The sequence below is a fragment of the Salimicrobium salexigens genome (assembly GCF_900156705.1).
In the GTDB taxonomy this organism is placed as follows: domain Bacteria; phylum Bacillota; class Bacilli; order Bacillales; family Halobacillaceae; genus Salimicrobium; species Salimicrobium album.
On the sequence record NZ_FTOK01000005.1, the window covers coordinates 44352 to 57724 of the forward strand.

A 13373-nucleotide genomic window follows, 5' to 3' on the forward strand; every position below is an offset into this window, starting at 1 on the left:
ACAGAAATCTACGCATACATACAAATAAATCCGTGAATTTTTGAAGGAGAGACCATGATGATTAAAAAGAAACTGCTGATTGTTATAATGGTTATTGTGATGGTGCCGCTGGCCGGAGAGCTGAAATTTTATCCGTTTGAGGGAAGCTTCCGGGTAAGTTTCGGCACCCCCCTGTTTTTCTTTTTTCTGCTGTGGAGGGCGAATCTGCGCCAGGTCACCCTGACACTGGCAGTAGCGACGTCGGTCGTGCTGTTCCGGACGGGACTGGATGTGTACGGAAGTTCCGTGCCGCTTGAGGAAGCGTTCTCCACCCACTTTCCGGTATTCTTTTATTACCTCACCTACGGACTGCTGTTCCGCTTCCTGAAGGTTTCAAAGTACTACCATAAACCTATCGTCGTCGGATTGTTAGGAGTTTCCCTTGAAATCCTGGCAAGTACGGCCGAGATATTGCTGCGAAGCGGAGTCATGGACCAGCCGGTGAATTTCGGAACGATAGGGCTGTTGCTGGAGGTCGCTTTTATCCGCAGTTTTTTCGTCCTTGGTTTTTTCAACATCCTGCTGTATAAACAGGCGAAAACGGAAGAACTGCAGCAGAAAAAGCAGAAGGAGCATATGATGATGGTGCTGTCCGGTCTGTACACGGAGGCCGTTCATCTGTCCAAAACGATGCGGGATGCCGAAACGGTTACGAAAGAGAGTTACGAGCTTTACCGGAATATGAAAGAGGAAAGCGGAAGGGAGGAGTCTTCCTCTCTGCTTGTCATAGCGAATAAAGTGCACGAAATAAAAAAAGATAACCAGCGGATCTACGCCGGGTTATCGAACGTGATTTCAAGGGAAAGCGACACTTCCTGGCTGAGTATGGAGGAAATAGGGAGCATACTGAAAAAGTCCAATGCTGCTTACGCTGAGCTTCTTCAAAAAAACATACGTTTCACTCTCCGTAATAAAACGGGGGAGAATCGTTACCCTACCTACGTACTCCTTTCCGTACTGAATAACCTCATCTCCAATGCCGTAGAAGCCATCGACGGGGAAGGAAACGTGGAAATGATGGTGGAAAGGAGAGGCAGTCACCTGGAAGTAACGATTTCCGATAACGGACCCGGCATCCCTGAAAGGATGGAGGAGGTCGTTTTTGAAGAAGGCTATACGTCCAAGTTTGATTCTGCCGGTGCCCCGTCTACAGGGATAGGGCTGTCCTACGTACGGGAAGTCGTGAAAAAAATGGACGGGAGAATCCGGCTGCTTCCGTCAGTACAGGGAGCTTCTTTTTTAATTCGGATTCCAGAGGAAAAATTAATGGAAATGGGGAGTGACAATGAATTACTTCATCGTGGATGATGATATATCGGTGAGGGCCATGCTTGCCGAGATGATAGAGGATGCGGATCTCGGAACGGTAGCCGGGGAGAGAACTGACGGCCGGGAAGTGGATACTGAATTGCTTGAGGCTCATCAGGTGGATATTCTGCTGATTGATCTTCTGATGCAGGAAAGAGACGGCATAGAGACGATACGGGAAATCAGTGGAAGCTATACGGGAAAAACGGTGATGATTTCCCAGATAGAAAGTAAAAATCTGATAGGAGAAGCGTATTCGCTCGGTATCGAATACTACATTACGAAACCTTTGAATCGGATCGAGGTGGTCAACATTCTGAAAAAAGTTAAGGAAAGACTGGTACTGGAGCGGTCCATAGAAAGTATTCAGCAGTCTCTGCAGGCGGTAACGGGAAAAAGCGCCGGAACCGGGAGTGCGGCTGCTTCCAGAAGCATTAAGGAAGAAGGATACAAAGTACTGGTGGAACTCGGAATGGTCGGGGAGAACGGCTCCAGGGATCTGCTGGATATCATCTATTATCTGGATCAGAATAATATGACGGGGGGAGAGGAAATAATTTCCCTGAAGAATGTCTATCAGAAGACGGCTGCCGACAAGATGAAAGAAGGAGCGAAGCAGCCAGGTCTGCAGCGGGAAGTGAAAGCGGCGGAACAGCGCGTCCGGAGGGCTGTACATCAGGGTATTTCGCACATCGCCTCGGTCGGACTGGATGATTTCAGCAATCCTGTGTTCAGTAAATACGCTTCGACATTTTTTGACTATGAACAGGTACGGAAGAAAATGATGGAGCTTGAGAAAGAGAAGAGATACAGAATAAGAGTCGATACGAAGAAATTTATTCAGATGCTGTACTGGGAAGCAAAACGCCGGATGCAGACGTAAAAAAGCTGAGACGAGGGGGGAGAGCCCTGTCTCAGCTTTTTGTTTGAACTCAGTTGTTGGCGGAGCCTTTGGATAGTTCACCCATAATATAGCCTGCAATCTCATCGGACCCCTGCAAACCGATATCACCTATACTTACGACACCGCTCACTTTATCTTCATCTACTACAAGAAGGCGGCGGATTTGGTGATCCTGCATCAGACGCGCCGCTTCCTGTACTTCCATATCGGAAGTAGCCGTAACGACTTTGTCCGTCATAATGTCTGAAGCTTTTACATTTTCCGCGGATCCTTTAGCCAGGCCGTTCACTACGATGTCACGATCCGTAATTACACCTGCGTACTTATCCTGCTCTGTAATGACGACAAAGCCTACCTCTTCTTCTTTCATGCGTTTCGCTATAGTTGTCAAAGTGTCGGATGCCTCACAAGCTACTACCTCGGTATTCATATAATTCTTAAGTTCTGGCATGATTCCTCCACCTTTCTAATTGAATAATTCGCTTTCCACTTAGAAGTTTTTACTTTTTATGGGTATTTTAAACAATAAATCCCGGGCTTTGTTTCGATTCCTACAAAAGTCAGGGGGATTCTTGAAAAAGAAATTGAGTTTCTGCTGTTCATTTGAAATAATTGTAACTAATGAAAAAGCTGGAGGAAGAAAGGAGAGGAACGAAAATGGAATTCGATTTTTTCTGGATAGCAGTGGGGATAGCCTTTGCCGGATATTTTATCGGGGAAGGTCTTAAAAACTTCAAAAATCCCGAGGCCGGTGATTCGTTCAGTGAAATCTTCAGGGAGGAAGAAGACTACAAGTTAATAAAGGAAAAAGATGTACATTACTACATAGGTGTATCAAAAGAAGATACGAAAGCGCTGCTGCAGGAGTACCCGGACATTCCGCACGTTACGATCAACAATAAAATTTACTACCCGAAAGCACGTCTTCATGAGTGGTTGAAAAGTATAGGAAAGTAACTTAGAAAGTATACGACGATAGGGGGGAGCACCGATGCTGAGAAAAAGCCTGCGGTTCAGTATAATCTTTTTCCTGGTGCCCACCATATGGCAGTGGAGTTTCCAACCGGTGGTTTCGTGGACAGAGAACGTAGCGAGCGCATGTGCCGCTTTTTTGATTTATTTACTGGTAGAGTGGTCCGCGAAAGATTATGACAGGCAAATAAAAATCGAAAATAATGAGCTTTAAATAAATTGAAACGCGTCCTCTTTTTAATCGTATGCTAAGAGAAGCGTTTTCTCACAGGGGAGGCTCAGGCTATATGGAAGTGTTTTTGATATTAATTATTGCAATACTTCTACTTTTCGGTTTTAACCGGCTTATGGGTTACAAAAAAGGTAACATCACGATCGATTTTGACGATAGATATGTAAATAATAAGAAATACGTAGAAGCTATAAAACAGGAACTCGCCTCACAGGGAAGGCAAGTCAGTTATAAAGGTAACCGGAAGTTTATCATAGATGGCCGGTCCTACATTTTTATGGAGCAAAATGTTTCCATGGGCGGTGTGCCTCTCCAAAGGACGATTCTTAAACCTGAAAAATAATGCCTCCGGAGATTACGACTTGAGCAGGAAAGAAGGGGTCGCATGGTATCAGTTACGCAAAGAATTTCAGAAATCAGGCAACCTCGGGGAGGATACGTAAACCCGGGTGAATTCGCCGTCACTTCTCTGCCGGATGAATGTGACCTTAAGGAAAAAGAGAATCTACATCCAAGTCTTACAGGACTGGCGGTAGATTACTTAACGCGGTGTAAAACCGGTACACCGGCTGAAGAGGTATTCAGTATTTCTCTGCTGGGAGCCGCACGTATACGGGAGAAGGAGAGAGCAGCGAACCTGGTCAAAGGAATAAACGGTACGGATGACACTTCCGTTATAAACGCCTGTAAACTTTCCGGATACGATGTGATTGTTCGTGCGGGGGTACAAGGTTATAAGCCGGTTAGATTGATCGAACCTGACAAAGATACGATCGGGAATATACGAGTGATGGTCCAGAGAGCCCTTACGTTTTTTGATATCTACGGGCCGGTAGTGAAAGACGGTTTCACCTTTCAGGGTGGATATACGGATCTTATCCACAGCGGAGACGGGGACTTCCTGACCGCAGATACCTTGTGGGACTTCAAGGTTTCGAAATCAAGGCCGACCGGAAAGCATACGTTACAACTCCTCGTTTACTACCTGATGGGAGAGCAGTCCATACATCCGGAGTTCGCAAAGATTGAAAAGCTGGGGGTATTTAATCCGCGTTTGAATAATGTCTACCTGCTGGATATTAACAGGATTTCCGAAAAGGTGGTAAAGGAAGTCCAAACTGCCATTATAGGATATTGAGCATTAAGCAGAAGGTATTATCTATCTTCCTGATTGACTTATATTCAAAAAAATTGTTAATCTTTCAATAAGTTTACTGTAAGCGTTTTCAATACAGCGTTGTATAGGCGTTTATTCGGAATGTGAGAAACTCCCGGATGATAATCTTGGCAGTACTCTAATAAAACAGGGAAGGTGATGAAAATGGCTCTTTCCGTTAAAGAACTATTGGAACAAAAAGGTATAGATCCTAAAGAAGAACACCTGGAAATTTTAGAGAACCGGTGGGCAGGGCTTAAAGCAGCGCGAGGGAATCTTGAAACTGTGAATGTGGATGATGCCGACATCAGTTTAAGAAACGTTCCCGGAGGTGATCATTCTGAGTAAAGAACTGGCATCACAATCAGTCGAACAACTTGCACCGCTTTTGAAAAAAGGGGAAATATCTCCGGTAGATATCACAAATTCGGTTCTGGACCGGGCAGAGGCTACGCAGGAAACGATTAATTCCCATATTGAAATATACAGGGAAGATGCTTTGAAAGAAGCGGAGAAAGCGGAAAAAGAAATCAGCAGTGGGCAGTACCGGGGCATGTTCCATGGTATTCCTATGGCTATAAAAGATATCATTTATATGAAAGACAAAGTGACTACGATGGGGTCGAAAATCCACAAAGACTTTGTCTCCGATCACGATGCGACAGTGGTATCCAAATTAAAAGAAGCAGGGGTCGTCTTCACCGGTAAATTGAGCCTGCATGAATATGCCTGGGGTGTGACGAATAACAACCCGCACTATGGTGCAGTACGCAATCCATGGGACACGAATAAAATACCGGGAGGCTCGAGTGGAGGATCCGGCGCAGCACTTGCTTCGGATGCCACGATAGCCTCTCTCGGTACGGATACCGCCGGTTCCATACGGATCCCTTCCTCTGCCTGCGGGACCGTCGGTTTAAAACAGACTTACGGAAGAGTCAGTAAATATGGGGTTTATCCACTGGCATGGACGCTCGATCACGTCGGCCCGATGACGAAAACAGTAAAAGATGCAGCTGGGTTGCTTCAAATTATTGCAGGATTTGATAAAAAGGATCCGACTTCAATCAATGTCCCTGTGGATGACTACGTAGGGGCCGTGACAGGGAACGTGAAAGATCTCGTTATAGGTGTCAACGAAGATTTCTTTTTTAAAGGCGTAGATTCAGGAGTGGAAAAACTGGTACGCAACGGAATTCAAAAATTGGTCGACCAGGGTGCTAAAGTGCAGGAAGTCAAGATCCCTTCTCTTCAGTATTCGGATTGGGCGGAACTGATCACCTCCCTCTCGGAAGCATCCGCCATACACCATAGCGATTTACAGAGCAGACCGCAGGACTTCGGAAGTGACATACGTCTGCTGTTTGAACTTGGCGAACTCCCTTCTGCTGTCGATTATCTTCAGGCTCAACAGGTAAGAAGACAGCTGAAACAGGATTTCCAGAAAGCATTCAATAAGGTTGACGTCATTATGGCTCCGACACTGCCTGTACTTCCGAACAATATTGGGGAAGACTTTGCCTATTTGAATGGAGAAAAAGTGGATGTAATAGATAATATTATCCGGTTCATGGGGCCGGAAAACTTAACCGGTCTTCCGGCATTATCCGTGCCCTGCGGACTAAGTCAGGGGTTGCCGGTAGGCATGCAAATCATCGGGCCGGCATTTCAAGAAGGAAGAATCCTTAATGCAGGATATGCTTTCGAAAAAACAGCTCCGATGCAGGGGAAGAAGCCTGAACTCAGGTAAAGTGTTAAACAGGTGTTAATTCTGAATAAACTCACCTGAAATTTATGAAATAGTTTATGTTACAGGACCTGCTGCTCCATTTGGAAATCAGCAGGTCTTTAAACTCAATAGAATGAAAAACGAAGTCGGAGAGCCGAAAGTACAGTAGGTACGGGATACATAATCGACAGAAACGTTTACAGAACGAGAGGAGAAATGCTGATATGACTTTTTCGATTACAGCAAAATGCAAAGAGACCGGTCAGTTTGGAGTGGCGGTCTCCACCAAAGTACCGGCGGTAGGAGCGCTCTGTCCTTTTACTGCACCAAAGGCGGGAGCCGTGGCTACTCAGTCTTTCGTCAATCCTTATATAGGAATTAACGGTGTCCGTTATCTAAATGAAGGATTTTCCGCAGAGAAAGTGAAAGAAAAGGTTTTAAAAGAAGACGCACAACCAGCCATCCGGCAGTTCTGTATCGTGGACAAGGATGGAAACAGTGCCGCTTTTTCAGGAGACGAGTGCGAAGGATGGTACGGTCATCGGGAAGGTGATCACTTTGCGGTGGCAGGGAGTATGCTCACCGGACCCGAGACCATTCAGGCGATGTATGACTCTTTTCTGGAAACGGAAGGTACCCCTCTCTCCGAAAGACTTGTTATAGCTCTCCAGGCCGGCCAGGATGAGGGAGGGGACAAGCGTGGCCGGCAGTCAGCCGCCGTCCGCGTTTCGGACACCGAAGAGTATCCTTTAGTCGATCTTCGGGTTGATGAGCATCCTGACCCTGTGAAGGAGCTGTACAGAATTCATCAGGTAGCGGAAGAAGAACTGTTCCCTTTCGTCGGGGATCTTCCCACTAAAGATAACCCTAAAGGAAATTTTGATTCCTGATATAGAGGAAGCTCTGATAAGGTAAGAAATAAAGTAATAAAAGGAGCGTTTTCGTTGTTAATTAAACCGCAAAAACTGAAAGCAGGAGACAAAGTGGCAACAGTAAGTACATCTTCAGGCATCGCCGGTGATCCGGACATCCGATGGCGTTATGACCAGGGCGTAAAAAGACTTGAAGAAGTGTTCAATTTAGAAGTCGTTCCTATGCCTAACAGTTTAAAGGGCTCTGAATATATTTACGAGCATCCGGAAGCGCGTGCGGAAGATCTGATGAACGCGTTTAAAGACGAGTCGATTAAAGGCATCATTGCCAATATAGGCGGGGACGACAGTGTCCGCCTGCTGCCGTACATCGATTTTGATGTGATCCGCGATAATCCCAAAGTTTTTATGGGATACTCAGACGTTACGGTTTCCCATCTGTTTTGCCATAAGGCAGGTCTCTCTTCTTTTTATGGTCCGGCGGTCTTAACGGACTTTGCGGAAAATGTGGAAATGGATCCGTATACAGTAAATATGCTGAACCGCACACTTTTTTCAGGAGAAGCTATCGGTAACATTCCTCCTGCCAAAGAGTGGACGAGTGAACATCTGGAGTGGGAAGAGTCGAACAAAAACACCCGCCGTACGATGCAGGCGAACTCAGGTTATGAAGTTCTCCAAGGTTCCGGTATAGCACGAGGCAGACTCATCGGCGGCTGTATCGATGTTCTGGAAATGGTGAAAGGGACGACACTCTGGCCGGAGAAGGAAGCGTGGAAGGGCGGAATTATTTTCTTTGAAACGTCTGAAGAAAAAACTCCGCCTGAGGATATAAAACGCTGGCTTCGTAACTACGCGACCCAGGGGATTCTGCAGAAGGCTGCGGGCATCGTATTCGGTAAGCCGAAAGATGAAGCTTACTATGAGGAATACAAAGAAGTTATTTCCCGGGTAATGAAGGAGTATGGTCTCGTGGATTTGCCTGTGCTGTACAACTTGAATTTTGGCCATACGGAGCCGAAATTTCTCCTTCCTTATGGAGCGCAGGCGGTAATTAATTGCAGTGAAAAGACTTTTTCCATTCTGGAAAGTGGAGTGGAATAGATTTCATTTCTTTTTAAGGATAAATGTTCTTTATTTTGAATTTTTTATATGAAGTGATAAGATAAAGATAGGTTCTCTTATCTTCAGGTCAGCTTTCGATTCTAAAAGGGTTCAACTATCTTTCAGGAGGGAGAACTGCTTTATGAAACTTGAAAGTCAGGTAGCTGTGGTAACCGGAGCTGGTTCAGGAATGGGGAGACAAATCGCTATATTATATGCACAAGAAGGTGCGAAGGTCATCGTTTCTGACGTTAATGAAAAAGGCTCGCAGGAAACGGTCGAGGAAATTGAAAAGAATAATGGAACTGCTACAGCGGTCTTGGCGGACGTGACGAAAGAATCAGATGTCCAGCGTTTGATCGACACAGCTGTCGACACGTATGGAACGCTGGATATTCTGGTTAATAATGCCGGGATGATGGATAACATGATGCCTGCTGCCGAGGTAACCGATGAATTATGGGAAAAGGTGCTGGCGGTAAATACAACGGGACCTATGAGAGCTACTCGTAAAGCTCTTCCGATTTTTTTGGAGAAGGGCCGTGGTGTTATTGTCAACATGGGCTCATCCGCCAGCCTTGCAGGTTCCAGAGCCGGAGCTGCATATACAGCTTCCAAGCATGCTCTGGCCGGTTATACGAAAAACGTGGGTTTCCAATATGCGAATCACGGAATCCGTTGCAATGCTATTGCTCCGGGCGGAGTGGCTACGAATATTGGAACGACCATGTCAGAACCGGATGAATTCGGTATGGAAAGGGCTTTGTCCGGGTCCGGGAATAACCCGAGGAATGGCGAAGCGGAAGAAGTAGCCAGAATCGCACTGTTTCTGGCCAGTGAAGACTCAGCTTTTGTCAATGGTGAAGTGATCAGAGCAGATGCCGGGTGGCTGGCGTACTGACGTTCAATCGAAGTGACCCTCCCGAACTTTTCGGGAGGGTTTTATAATGAGCTTCACCTGCACGTTCAGTGACTTATTTAATATAATTTTCAAAAAACTGATTGACGACAAAGTCATGATTGTATTAAGATAGTTCACATCACAAAAAACTATAAACGTATCTTCTTATCCAGAGAGGTGGAGGGACTGGCCCTTTGAAACCTCGGCAGCGGAACTGATGGAATTCCATCGGAAACCGTGCCAATTCCAGCAGGTGCATCGTACTTGAAAGATGAGAAGAGACGGTTTTCTAAATTTTATTAGAAGACCCCTCTTCCATTTTTCTGGAAGAGGGGTCTTTTCGTTTAAGTAAGGAGGATGGAGCATGATTCAGTTCGAGAACGTTTCGAAAGTGTATGAGCACAACGGAAAAGAGTTGCGGGCGGTGGATGGCGTAGACATATCGATCGAGAAAGGTGAAATTTTCGGAGTGATCGGGTTCAGTGGAGCCGGGAAAAGTACGCTTGTCCGGTTGGTGAATCTGCTGGAGCAGCCTTCCGGGGGCAATATATTAGTGGAGGAGGATGATTTGTCCCGGTTATCTAAGCCCGGGCTCAGGAAAATGCGCAAGCGTATCGGGATGATCTTCCAGCACTTTAACTTACTGGAGTCTAAAACGGTTTTACATAATGTCGCCTTCCCGCTGATCATTTCCGGCACTCCCAAGAAAAAAATAAAAGCCAGAGTGGAAGAGGTTCTTGATTTCGTAGGACTTTCGGATAAAGCACATCAGTATCCGGAAGAACTCTCGGGTGGTCAGAAACAGCGGGTAGGTATTGCCCGGGCGCTTGTTACATCACCGGACATTTTATTATGTGACGAAGCGACTTCGGCACTTGATCCTGAGACGACGAAGTCGATCCTTCAGTTACTGAAAAGAGTACGCGACGAGTATAACCTTACGATATTGATGATTACCCACGAAATGAACGCAGTCCGGGAAGTGTGCGACCGTGTCGCTGTCATGGAAAACGGCCAGGTCATTGAACAGGGGTCCATTTTCGAACTGTTCTCGAATCCTCAGCACCCGACGACGAAAAACTTTATCCAGTCGGTGATGGAGAGCGATATCCCGCCTTCCATCCTCGCGGGTATTGAAGAACGCGGGGGAGGACGTCACGTATACCGGGTCACATTCGTCCGGGAGAAGGCTGCTCAGCCCATCTTTTCACAGGTAGCCAAAAACTATCAGGTCGAAGTGAACGTTCTTTTCGGACAAATTACGGAACTGCAGGGAATCCCGTTTGGCCAGCTGGTAGTGGAACTGCTGGGGGAAGACAGGGAGATTGTCAGAGCACTGGATTATATACAGCGGACAGTAAACGTCCAGGAGGTGGAAGCTGATGCAGGTTAATTTACTGGAATTCTGGCCAAAGATTTTGCAGGCCATCAACGAAACATTGATTATGGTAGGGGTGTCACTGGTGGTAGCGGCACTCATCGGTATCCCGCTTGGAATCGCACTTGTCGTTACGAGACACGGCGGGCTTCTCCAAAATAGCGCATTTTTCAAAGGGTTAAGCGTAGTGATCAACTTCTTTCGATCCATCCCGTTCATTATTCTTCTTGTAGCGATCCTCCCTCTTACAAGGTTTCTGGTCGGCACGTCTATTGGGACTGCAGCGGCTGTCGTACCGCTCGTACTATTTTCAGGACCTTATATAGCAAGGCTGGTGGAAAGCAGTCTTATGGAAGTGAAACCCGGCGTCGTGGAGGCGGCAGAAGCGATGGGAGCCTCTCCTTGGCAGATTATATTACGCGTATATGTACCGGAAGCCTTGAGTTCCATCGTGCTGAACCTGACGATAGCGACGATCGGCTTAGTTGGGGCATCTGCCATGGCCGGCTTCGTCGGAGGAGGAGGTCTTGGAGACCTGGCGATAGCCTACGGATATCAGCGGTTCGAAACGGACATCATGATCGTCACGGTTCTTCTGCTGGTTTTAATTGTGCAAGTGGTTCAGACGCTCGGGAACGTATTATCCAAAAGAATGAAAAGACAATAGGCGGGAGGATTTATAAATGAAAAAAATCATTGTACTACTTGGGCTGCTGATAGCGGCCGCGACATTGGTCGCAGGATGCAGTAAAGAGAGCGGAGCTTCAGGAAGTGACGAAGTCGTTAAAGTAGGGCTGAATGGTTCCGGCGTTCCCATTTGGGAAAAAGTGAAGGAAAAAGCAGCCGAAGAAGGAATTGAAATAGAGCTCGTGGAGTTTTCGGATTACGTTCGTCCCAACATGGCTCTGGCGGACGGGGATATCGATTTGAATGCCTTTCAGACCGTTTCCTACTTCGACTCTTTTATTGAAGAACGGAACCTCGATCTCGAACCTATCGCTACTACAATCATTGCGCCGATGGGTGTGTACTCGGAAGAATATGAAGATGTAAAAAATATTCCGGAAGGGAGTTCTATTGCCTTACCGAAAGAAGCTACAAATATGGGGCGTGCCCTTCTTCTGCTGGAGAAAGCAGAACTGATCGGTCTGCCGGAAGATTTTGACGGGAACGGTTCGCTGGATAAAATAACGGACAATCCTAAGAATCTGCAATTTGAACCGGTCGCAGCTGCCCAGACGCCGCGTGTACTGACTGATGTAGCAGCGTCTGTTATCAACAACGGGGTAGCCGTAGAGGCAGGGTTTGTTCCGGTGGACGACGCTATTTTCATAGAAGATGAGACAGCTGAACCTTATATAAACATTATCGCAGCGCAGGCCGAGGAAGCGGATAAAGAAGTGTATCAGAAAATTGTCGATATATACCAGCAGGAAGATGTGGCAGAACACATTCGTGAAGTGTTCGATGATTCATTGATACCGACGTTCGTCCCTCTCGAAAAAATAGGATGGTAAAGGAGAGTAATTATGACTTTGACGACAGCACACGACTTACAGGAACACATCGCCAGTTTTATTGAAAACAGGAAAGAAACTTATATTACGACGAGTCATGCGATTCATGACAATCCGGAAATAGGAAATGAAGAATTTTTCGCTTCAGGGTTGCTTACTTCTCTCCTTGAAGAAGCCGGGTTCACTATTGACAGGCAAATTCCGGACCACGAAACCGCCTTTTTGGCACGTAAGAAATCGAGCCGGCCGGGCCCTGTTATCGGATATTTAGCGGAATACGATGCCCTTCCCGGCCTTGGGCATGCGTGCGGGCACAATATCATCGGTACGGCATCAACAGCGGCAGCGATTGCTCTCGGAGAAGTGATAGAGGAAACAGGTGGGGAAGTGGTAGTTCTTGGAACTCCGGCAGAGGAAGGAGGGCCGAACGGAAGCGCTAAGGGTACGTTTGTAAGACATGGGTACCTCCGGGACATAGACGTCTGTATGATGGTCCATCCGCTCGGAACTACTTCAGGTTCCGCCCCGACGCTGGCGGTGGATCCGGTGGATTTTGAGTTTTTCGGGGCAGCTGCCCATGCTGCCAGTAACCCGGAAGATGGGATCAATGCTCTGGACGCTGTGCTTCAGTTATTCAACGGCATTAATGCTCTCAGGCAGCACGTATCTGAAGACGTACGGATGCACGGAGTGATTCTGGACGGGGGAGAAGCCCCGAACATAGTGCCGGAATACGCACGGGCCCGGTTTTACTTAAGGGCGAAGACGAGAGAGGACTGTGACCGGCTTACCGCCAGAGTAAAAAAGGTCGCTGAAGGGGCTGCTGCGGCAACAGGTTCTTCCTATACTATGACGAGAATTCAGAACGGGGTGGATAACTTCAACGTGACGCCTGCGTTTGAGGAGATTTTCAAAGAAAAGATCGAAGGGCTCGGGGAAGATTATCGGCCGCTGAAGAAAGGACTCGGCTCCACGGACGCCGGGAACATCAGCCAGGTGGTACCGACTATCCATCCTTACATCAAAATCGGTGAAGAGGACCTCGTTCCTCATACGAAGGAATTCAGGGAAGCAGCCCGCTCGGGAGAAGGTGACGCAGCCTTATTGAAAGGAGCGAAAGCGTTGGCTCTGACAGGAGTCGAGTTGTTATGCTCAGCGGATTTGTTACAGAAAGTGAAGAATGAATACCTTGGCAGGGAGGCGTGAATATTTAGAGGAAAGAAAATCTTCGCCGTTTACTGGGAATAGTAAGCCGGCGAAG

16 protein-coding genes and 1 riboswitch are annotated in these 13373 nt (G+C 47.0%); of the genes, 15 read left to right on the forward strand and 1 reads right to left on the reverse strand.

Going from position 1 to position 13373, the window contains the following annotated elements:
- Positions 1-57: 57 nt before the first annotated feature.
- Together BW931_RS07200 and BW931_RS07205 are read left to right on the forward strand one after the other, a co-directional pair.
- Positions 58-1347 carry an ATP-binding protein gene (locus tag BW931_RS07200; protein ID WP_159435680.1) on the forward strand — a complete coding sequence of 430 codons (1290 nt, stop codon included), beginning with the start codon at positions 58-60 and terminating at the stop codon, positions 1345-1347.
- A complete protein-coding gene (locus tag BW931_RS07205) occupies positions 1325-2230 on the forward strand; it encodes a response regulator (protein WP_076571182.1) in 906 nt (301 codons plus the stop codon). Before BW931_RS07200 ends, BW931_RS07205 begins: the two co-directional genes overlap by 23 nt.
- Positions 2231-2279: 49 nt before the next feature.
- On the opposite strand, the gene BW931_RS07210 is transcribed toward BW931_RS07205, so the two are convergent.
- On the reverse strand, positions 2280-2702 hold the full coding sequence (locus BW931_RS07210) for a CBS domain-containing protein (RefSeq protein ID WP_008588128.1): 423 nt from the start codon (positions 2700-2702) through the stop codon (positions 2280-2282).
- Positions 2703-2908: 206 nt separating this feature from the next.
- Between BW931_RS07210 and BW931_RS07215 the strand changes: the two genes are divergently transcribed.
- From BW931_RS07215 to BW931_RS07275, 13 genes are all read left to right on the forward strand, one after another.
- Positions 2909-3208, forward strand: coding sequence for a DNA-binding protein (locus tag BW931_RS07215; RefSeq protein WP_076571184.1), 300 nt, complete (start codon positions 2909-2911; stop codon positions 3206-3208).
- Positions 3209-3242: 34 nt separating this feature from the next.
- Positions 3243-3437 (forward strand): hypothetical protein, encoded by a 195-nt coding sequence (locus tag BW931_RS07220; protein WP_076571186.1) that lies wholly within the window; start codon positions 3243-3245, stop codon positions 3435-3437.
- Between the two features lie 73 nt (positions 3438-3510).
- Positions 3511-3798 carry a hypothetical protein gene (locus BW931_RS07225; RefSeq protein WP_076571188.1) on the forward strand — a complete coding sequence of 96 codons (288 nt, stop codon included), beginning with the start codon at positions 3511-3513 and terminating at the stop codon, positions 3796-3798.
- A gap of 42 nt (positions 3799-3840) precedes the next feature.
- Positions 3841-4593, forward strand: a complete 753-nt coding sequence (locus tag BW931_RS07230) for a hypothetical protein (RefSeq protein ID WP_076571190.1) — start codon at positions 3841-3843, stop codon at positions 4591-4593.
- A 183-nt stretch (positions 4594-4776) separates the two neighbouring features.
- Positions 4777-4959, forward strand: a complete 183-nt coding sequence (locus BW931_RS07235) for a hypothetical protein (RefSeq protein ID WP_076571192.1) — start codon at positions 4777-4779, stop codon at positions 4957-4959.
- The gene (locus BW931_RS07240; RefSeq protein ID WP_076571436.1) at positions 4952-6361 is read left to right on the forward strand and encodes an amidase; all 1410 of its coding nucleotides are present in this window, start codon (positions 4952-4954) and stop codon (positions 6359-6361) included. Before BW931_RS07235 ends, BW931_RS07240 begins: the two co-directional genes overlap by 8 nt.
- A 203-nt stretch (positions 6362-6564) precedes the next feature.
- Positions 6565-7230, forward strand: coding sequence for a DUF1028 domain-containing protein (locus tag BW931_RS07245; RefSeq protein ID WP_076571195.1), 666 nt, complete (start codon positions 6565-6567; stop codon positions 7228-7230).
- A 54-nt stretch (positions 7231-7284) separates the two neighbouring features.
- Positions 7285-8316, forward strand: a complete 1032-nt coding sequence (locus tag BW931_RS07250; RefSeq protein ID WP_076571198.1) for a S66 family peptidase — start codon at positions 7285-7287, stop codon at positions 8314-8316.
- A gap of 142 nt (positions 8317-8458) precedes the next feature.
- The gene (locus BW931_RS07255; RefSeq protein ID WP_076571200.1) at positions 8459-9217 is read left to right on the forward strand and encodes an SDR family oxidoreductase; all 759 of its coding nucleotides are present in this window, start codon (positions 8459-8461) and stop codon (positions 9215-9217) included.
- 162 nt (positions 9218-9379) lie between these two features.
- Positions 9380-9495, forward strand: a riboswitch (SAM riboswitch).
- A gap of 86 nt (positions 9496-9581) precedes the next feature.
- Positions 9582-10610 carry a methionine ABC transporter ATP-binding protein gene (locus tag BW931_RS07260; RefSeq protein WP_076571201.1) on the forward strand — a complete coding sequence of 343 codons (1029 nt, stop codon included), beginning with the start codon at positions 9582-9584 and terminating at the stop codon, positions 10608-10610.
- Positions 10600-11262 (forward strand): methionine ABC transporter permease, encoded by a 663-nt coding sequence (locus BW931_RS07265; protein ID WP_076571203.1) that lies wholly within the window; start codon positions 10600-10602, stop codon positions 11260-11262. The genes BW931_RS07260 and BW931_RS07265 overlap by 11 nt, the downstream gene beginning before the upstream one ends.
- A gap of 16 nt (positions 11263-11278) precedes the next feature.
- Positions 11279-12112 (forward strand): MetQ/NlpA family ABC transporter substrate-binding protein, encoded by an 834-nt coding sequence (locus BW931_RS07270; protein ID WP_076571205.1) that lies wholly within the window; start codon positions 11279-11281, stop codon positions 12110-12112.
- Between the two features lie 12 nt (positions 12113-12124).
- A complete protein-coding gene (locus tag BW931_RS07275) occupies positions 12125-13318 on the forward strand; it encodes a M20 family metallopeptidase (RefSeq protein ID WP_076571208.1) in 1194 nt (397 codons plus the stop codon).
- Positions 13319-13373 lie beyond the last annotated feature (55 nt).

What these genes read in the sequence shown, in the direction of transcription:
- BW931_RS07265 (WP_076571203.1), top strand. Translation starts at nt 10,600, where the DNA reads ATGCAGGTTAATTTACTGGAATTCTGGCCAAAGATTTTGCAGGCCATC.
- BW931_RS07200 (WP_159435680.1), top strand. Translation starts at nt 58, where the DNA reads ATGATTAAAAAGAAACTGCTGATTGTTATAATGGTTATTGTGATGGTG.
- BW931_RS07235 (WP_076571192.1), top strand. Translation starts at nt 4,777, where the DNA reads ATGGCTCTTTCCGTTAAAGAACTATTGGAACAAAAAGGTATAGATCCT.
- BW931_RS07225 (WP_076571188.1), top strand. Translation starts at nt 3,511, where the DNA reads ATGGAAGTGTTTTTGATATTAATTATTGCAATACTTCTACTTTTCGGT.
- BW931_RS07210 (WP_008588128.1), bottom strand. Translation starts at nt 2,702, where the DNA reads ATGCCAGAACTTAAGAATTATATGAATACCGAGGTAGTAGCTTGTGAG.
- BW931_RS07270 (WP_076571205.1), top strand. Translation starts at nt 11,279, where the DNA reads ATGAAAAAAATCATTGTACTACTTGGGCTGCTGATAGCGGCCGCGACA.
- BW931_RS07275 (WP_076571208.1), top strand. Translation starts at nt 12,125, where the DNA reads ATGACTTTGACGACAGCACACGACTTACAGGAACACATCGCCAGTTTT.
- BW931_RS07215 (WP_076571184.1), top strand. Translation starts at nt 2,909, where the DNA reads ATGGAATTCGATTTTTTCTGGATAGCAGTGGGGATAGCCTTTGCCGGA.
- BW931_RS07220 (WP_076571186.1), top strand. Translation starts at nt 3,243, where the DNA reads ATGCTGAGAAAAAGCCTGCGGTTCAGTATAATCTTTTTCCTGGTGCCC.
- BW931_RS07205 (WP_076571182.1), top strand. Translation starts at nt 1,325, where the DNA reads ATGAATTACTTCATCGTGGATGATGATATATCGGTGAGGGCCATGCTT.
- BW931_RS07260 (WP_076571201.1), top strand. Translation starts at nt 9,582, where the DNA reads ATGATTCAGTTCGAGAACGTTTCGAAAGTGTATGAGCACAACGGAAAA.
- BW931_RS07230 (WP_076571190.1), top strand. Translation starts at nt 3,841, where the DNA reads ATGGTATCAGTTACGCAAAGAATTTCAGAAATCAGGCAACCTCGGGGA.
- BW931_RS07255 (WP_076571200.1), top strand. Translation starts at nt 8,459, where the DNA reads ATGAAACTTGAAAGTCAGGTAGCTGTGGTAACCGGAGCTGGTTCAGGA.
- BW931_RS07245 (WP_076571195.1), top strand. Translation starts at nt 6,565, where the DNA reads ATGACTTTTTCGATTACAGCAAAATGCAAAGAGACCGGTCAGTTTGGA.